We start from the raw sequence: 5,215 nt of genomic DNA on the forward strand, positions 1-5,215 counted from the left end.
GATCCTGTATGGCGAAATTCGGCAACCACTTCGGGAAGGGGGCGGGCGTAGCATGGCGGCCGTGAACGAGGCTATGGCCGAGCTGCTGTCCCCGCTGACAGAATCGCGGCGTGCCCACTCGCTCGCGGTGGGTCGGCGAATGGAGAGTGTGGCGGAGCTCCTGCCGCCCGGACTGCGCGCAGATGCGGTCACTGCGGCGTATCTGCATGACGTGGGATACGGGCACCCAGAGCTTGGGTTCCATCCGATCGACGGTGCGCGGTTACTGCAATCGCTCGATTACTCGCCGGTCGTGTGCCACATGGTGGCATTCCACACGGCAGCCGAGGTCGAGGCAGGGGTCCGTGGCCTGGATGCCGGGCTGTTCGATGAGTTCCGGCTGACGGGGGTGACCGGGCTCGACACAGCCGACGATTTCCTATGGTGGGCCGATCTGTCCACGGGCCCCAATGGGGAGAAGTTCACGGTGGATGAGCGGCTGGCGGAGATCCTGAGGCGTTACGAGCCGGGGAGCATCGTGCACACCGCGATCACTCAGGCTGAACCGCGGCTACGGGCGGCTGTTCAGCGAGCATCGGGGTCTATGTAGGGCTCGCTCTCGTTCAACGCCCACTCGATTCGTTTCCGCTGGCTGCGGTCCATGGCCAGGGTGGGGATCTGCTCGATAGGCACCCATTCGACCCGCGTGCTTTCGCTGCTGGGTGTGGGTTGTCCGCCGATCGGTTCACCGCGATAGACCACGGTGAATTCCTGCCTGACCTCGTCGTTGCTGGTGTAGTGGATGACGTGGGTCGGGTCGGTGAAGATGCCGACGATTCCGGTCACGTGGATATCGACGCCGGTCTCCTCTTGCGTCTCGCGGACGGCTGTGCGGCTCAGCGACTCGCCCGGATCGTGCGCACCCCCGGGCATGGACCAGTTGCCGTTGTCTGACCTGCATATCAGCAGGACTTCACCGCCTTTTTGGACGAAGGCGGCTGCGCTGGGTCGGACGCTGTTGGCGGCCGGTGCGTTGGGGTCCTGGTGGTAGTCGATGCGGCGTCCCATGAAGTCAGGGTAATGCCGGGCGCCCGGTCTTCCAGACAGCCTCGAAGGACTCCATGTAGTAGGAGAAGAGTCGACCACCGGGGACTTTCTGCAGGTGCTGGACTGGGGACTTTGCGGCGTACGCGCCGTAGCTGTGGGTGTTGACCAGCATCGAATCTCCGAATCGGTAGATGCTGTTGTACAGCGTCGTGCGATGGGTGCGGATATCGACCATCGGCAGGTCCATCGTTTCCCGGAGATATTCCAGGGTCGATTGGCATCGCTGAGGAAGTGACGGCAAGCCCTCTTCGCGGGAGCGGGCAAGAACCTCCGGCGAATCGCACTCTCCGAGCAGGATTCGAATCTGTACGCCGGCGTTTGCTTTGGTCCGGACGACGTTGACGAAGTCGAGAGATTCCACGAGGAAGCCACCGGCGTATACGAGTACGTCAATATGTTCGGTGGCCTGCTGCATGAGCGAACGCCAAACCTCGTGGGGCACTTCGGGACGAGTTGGCCAGATCTGCACGAACTCCGACAGCGAAGCCGCAGCGGACCTACTGCCGGCCAAGAGCTCAGGCCAGAGATAGGTCTCATCACGGTCCAACTCGCGAGCGACCTTGAGCCTGAGTCCAGGGTGGGGGCATCGATCCTGCGTAATCCATCGCTCAACCGTCTTCGTGCTGATCCCGAGCCGTTCGGCCAGAGCGTGTTTCGTGAGATTCGCGGCAGCCATCGCGCCCCGGAGTCGTTCGTTCGTCATGCCACCAGTCTACGCCAAAGTGTCCCTAAATGTCCCAATTCTTGGGTTATTTCGTCCCTATGTGTCGCGAGATTCTAGATGTGTCGGAGGCAACAGGGCCTCGTCAGATCACGTAATCGCAAGCGACACAAGGAGATTCAAAGATGGCGATTCGCAAGGGTTTTCAGTTCCCGATCGAGTCTCGGGTGGCGTTCCCCAAGCGGCTGCTGCTCATGGGGCCGATCGGTCCGGCGATCAAGTACAACCCGGACCGCAACGCGGCTCCGGAGCAGTTGATCGACTACGACCCGAAGACGGGCGAGGGCACGGGGTTGCCGTTGTGGAAGGCGACGGTGACCGACCCGCACGAGGCCAGCGACGGCAAGGGCAAGCGGGCCTCGTTCGAGATCACGTTCATTTCGCGGCATCAGCCGGTCCCGGCCGGTGAGCAGATCACCGAGGACATGTGGTTCATCGAGTTGGAGGGCCTGACCGCTCAGCCGAAGGTGATGGGCCAGGGCGAGTACAAGTACCTCGGCTACACCTACCGCGCCACGGGCATCAAGGGTGACACCAACACCCCGAAGGCCGGCAACGGCAAGGCGGCGGCGTGATGGGCAACTACGGCCGGGTGTTCGCCTCCTACTCGCATTTCGGGTTGGTGACCGCGAGCTATCACCGGTTCGCCGATGGTGACGAGGTCGTGTTGGTGCGGGTCGGGACGAACGTGTCGTTCCACCTGCCCTACGACCAGGCCGTCGCGCTGCGCGCCGATCTGGATGAGGCGCTGGCCCACTTCGTTCCCGCCGGTGCTGGTGTGAAGGCGGTGGCGTGATGTCGGCGTGGGTGGGTCCGGAAACACGCTCGACGGACGGCGAGAGTGTGCAGGTCATGTACTGCGACCCGGTGGATCAGGTGATCATCCGGGTCGGGTCGGCGCGGGTGTATCTGCCTCCGGCCTCGGCGCGGGATCTGCTCGCCGGGTTGGCCATAGCGGTGTGGGAGGCCGATGAGGCGGGGGCGGCGTGATGGGCGCGACCGGGCAGCGTGCGCGCTGGTTGATGCGGGGTGCGGCCATGGCGGCGGTGGTGATCATCGTCGGCGTCGGCGTGGCCGCCTTCGTCCTGTCCTACGAAACACTGCGGGACCTGGCCGAACTGGCGGGGATCGCCCGCGAGCATTCGTGGCTGTTCCCGGTGATCGTGGACGGCACCATCCTCCAGGCCACGGTGTCGGTGATGGTGCTGTCCGGCCACACCAAGGAGCGCCGCTGGTTTTCCTGGGTGCTGGGGGTCGGGGCGGTGGTGTCGGTGGCCGGTAACAGCCTGCACGCCTTCACCGACGGCGCTCCGCTGCCGAACTGGGTGGCGGCGGTGATCGCGGCGATTGCCCCGATCGCGCTGTTGGTGGACACCCACGGGGTGGTGATGCTGTTCCGCGCCGCCCAACGCCCACCCGCCGGCGAACCCGTGACCGAGATTGCGGCCGAGCCTGCGCCGGAAACCGATCCGGCCCCGGTGGAGGAATCTGCGGCCGTCGAACCCGAACCGCCTGCTGTTCCCGAACCCGTGTCCTTTCCCGAGCCGGTGACCACTCCTGCGCCTGCTGTGGCTGCGGCGGTGGCTCCGGTCCGGCCTATCCGTCCTGTTCCTGTTCCTGTTCGTCCGCGTCCGGTGGCACAGCCGATGCTGCCGCTCGCTATCCCTGCTGGGGGTCTGTGATGTCCGTTCGTTCCGTGGTGGCCGGTGCCGTGCTCGTCCCGGTGTTGGCCGTCGTCCCTGCCGCCGATGCGGTGGCCGCCCCGAAGGCGTCGGGGTGCGTGATGTTCTGCGACGACCCGAAACCCGCACCGGGTGAGTGCGTGATGCTGTGCGAGCAGCCCACGCCCCCGGTCGACGCGCAGGGGTGCCGCCTGTTCTGCGAGCTCGGCAAACCCGCCGAGGACAAGGGGGTGGCCTGATGTGGCTCGGTGATCTGATGACCCTGGGCGGCACCGCTGTGACGGGGTGGTTTATGTGGCAGTGGCGTCAGGTTCGGGTCCAGGCTGGGTCTGCTGCTCTGACACCGCAGGATCATGCGGCGTTGGCTCCGCCGGAGTTGCGGCCGGCCGTGATGATCGTGACCGACCCGGCTCAGCTGGTGCTGATGTGGCCGGCGCTCAAACTCGGTCACCCCGACCGGGGCTGGCCCAACATCACCGCGGCGTCCTACACCCCGTACGGGATGGCGGTCGAGGTGCAGATGTTGGGTGGTCAGTCGCTCAAGGACTGGGCCAACGAGGCCACCCGCGAGGCGCTGGCCGCTTACTTCGCGGTTCCGGAGGTGCAGGTCACCGCCCCGTATCCGGGGTTTGTGCGCCTGCATCTGCGCATCTTCGACACCCTCGAGGATGCGATATCTGTCGGGGAACCGGTGCCGGTGCCTGCCGACCTGGACCGGATCACCACCGAATCGGTGGGGGTGGATCTGGAAGCGGTGCCGGTGGGGGTGACCGAGGACGGCGACGAGTGGCGGTTGCAGGTGTTGTATCGGCACATCCTGATCGCGGGGGCGACCGGGTCGGGTAAGGGCAGCGTGTTGTGGTCGATCATCGCCGGGCTCGGCCCTGCCATCAAGGCCGGGTTGGTGGATGTGCTGATGGCAGACCCGAAGGGCGGGATGGAGTTCGGACGCGGCCAGGACCGGTTGTGGACCGATTTCCAGTGGACCGCCGACGGCATTATCGGCATGCTCACCGCCGCCGAGGCGCAGCTGCAGGAGCGGGCGGCCCGGTTCCGTGCCGCCGGTATCCGCAAGTTCGTGCCCTCTGTCGACGAACCGTTGAAGTTGATCGTCATCGACGAGTACGCGGCGCTGTCGGCGTTCGCCACCCGTGAGCAGATGGTCGAAGGCATGCGGCTGTTGGGGTTGATCCTGACCCAGGGTCGCGCGGTCGGCTATAGCGTCATCGTCGCCGTTCAGGACCCGTCGAAGGAGACGGCACCGAATCGGCAACTGTTCACCACCCGCATCGGGCTGCGCCTGGACGAGCCGACGCAGACGGTGATGGTGCACGGTCAAGGAGCCCGCGACCGGGGAGCCCTGTGTGACCGGATCTCCGACTGCACTCCCGGTGTCGGCTACGTGGGACAGGACGGCACCAGCGGATTTGTTCGGGTGCGGGCGTTCTGGGTCTCCGACGACGCGGCCGACGCCATCGTCGACGCCTACGCCCCGGATCAACCGGACCTGTCCCCGCAGAACGACTACACCGGGTTCGATCCGGACGACCTGGGCGAGGAAGGACCGGTGGCGGCATGAGCACATGGTCTGATTCCCCCGATGTCGTGGACCTGGGTGCTCGGCGTCGCTGCCGGGCCGAACGCGCGGGCCTGGATCCGGTGGCGGTGGCGGTGCACCTGTGGGCCGAAACCGGCACGGTCCCCGGCTGGGACTACGCGGCCTACC

The 5,215-nt window shown here is 65.9% G+C and carries 9 protein-coding genes; 7 read left to right on the forward strand and 2 right to left on the reverse strand.

What is annotated here, in order from left to right:
• The coding region (locus tag ON32_RS02505) for an HD domain-containing protein (protein ID WP_217998018.1) at nucleotides 1–589 on the forward strand (589 nt) is incomplete at its 5' end.
• On the opposite strand, the gene ON32_RS02510 is transcribed toward ON32_RS02505, so the two are convergent.
• Both ON32_RS02510 and ON32_RS02515 read right to left on the reverse strand, forming a co-directional pair.
• Nucleotides 565–1,047, reverse strand: coding sequence for an NUDIX hydrolase (locus ON32_RS02510; RefSeq protein WP_040788429.1), 483 nt, complete (start codon nucleotides 1,045–1,047; stop codon nucleotides 565–567). The genes ON32_RS02505 and ON32_RS02510 overlap by 25 nt on opposite strands.
• 4 nt (nucleotides 1,048–1,051) lie before the next feature.
• Entirely contained in the window at nucleotides 1,052–1,789 is a 738-nt protein-coding gene (locus ON32_RS02515; protein WP_040788430.1) for a helix-turn-helix domain-containing protein, read from the reverse strand.
• A gap of 143 nt (nucleotides 1,790–1,932) precedes the next feature.
• Here ON32_RS02515 and ON32_RS02520 point away from each other — a divergent pair, with 143 nt between their 5' ends.
• From ON32_RS02520 to ON32_RS02545, 6 genes are read left to right on the forward strand one after another with little or no spacing between them, the layout of a single operon-like run.
• On the forward strand, nucleotides 1,933–2,382 hold the full coding sequence (locus ON32_RS02520) for a hypothetical protein (protein WP_040788431.1): 450 nt from the start codon (nucleotides 1,933–1,935) through the stop codon (nucleotides 2,380–2,382).
• Complete coding sequence (locus ON32_RS02525; protein WP_157224050.1) at nucleotides 2,379–2,603, forward strand: hypothetical protein; 225 nt, start codon at nucleotides 2,379–2,381, stop codon at nucleotides 2,601–2,603. Before ON32_RS02520 ends, ON32_RS02525 begins: the two co-directional genes overlap by 4 nt.
• Nucleotides 2,603–2,797, forward strand: a complete 195-nt coding sequence (locus ON32_RS02530; RefSeq protein WP_040788434.1) for a hypothetical protein — start codon at nucleotides 2,603–2,605, stop codon at nucleotides 2,795–2,797. Before ON32_RS02525 ends, ON32_RS02530 begins: the two co-directional genes overlap by 1 nt.
• Nucleotides 2,797–3,489 carry a DUF2637 domain-containing protein gene (locus ON32_RS26795; RefSeq protein WP_051132787.1) on the forward strand — a complete coding sequence of 231 codons (693 nt, stop codon included), beginning with the start codon at nucleotides 2,797–2,799 and terminating at the stop codon, nucleotides 3,487–3,489. The genes ON32_RS02530 and ON32_RS26795 overlap by 1 nt, the downstream gene beginning before the upstream one ends.
• A complete protein-coding gene (locus tag ON32_RS02540) occupies nucleotides 3,489–3,728 on the forward strand; it encodes a hypothetical protein (protein ID WP_040788436.1) in 240 nt (79 codons plus the stop codon). Before ON32_RS26795 ends, ON32_RS02540 begins: the two co-directional genes overlap by 1 nt.
• On the forward strand, nucleotides 3,728–5,068 hold the full coding sequence (locus ON32_RS02545; RefSeq protein ID WP_051132788.1) for an FtsK/SpoIIIE domain-containing protein: 1,341 nt from the start codon (nucleotides 3,728–3,730) through the stop codon (nucleotides 5,066–5,068). Before ON32_RS02540 ends, ON32_RS02545 begins: the two co-directional genes overlap by 1 nt.
• Nucleotides 5,069–5,215 lie beyond the last annotated feature (147 nt).

The sequence above is a fragment of the Nocardia paucivorans NBRC 100373 genome, assembly GCF_000308675.1.
Lineage (GTDB): Bacteria > Actinomycetota > Actinomycetes > Mycobacteriales > Mycobacteriaceae > Nocardia > Nocardia paucivorans.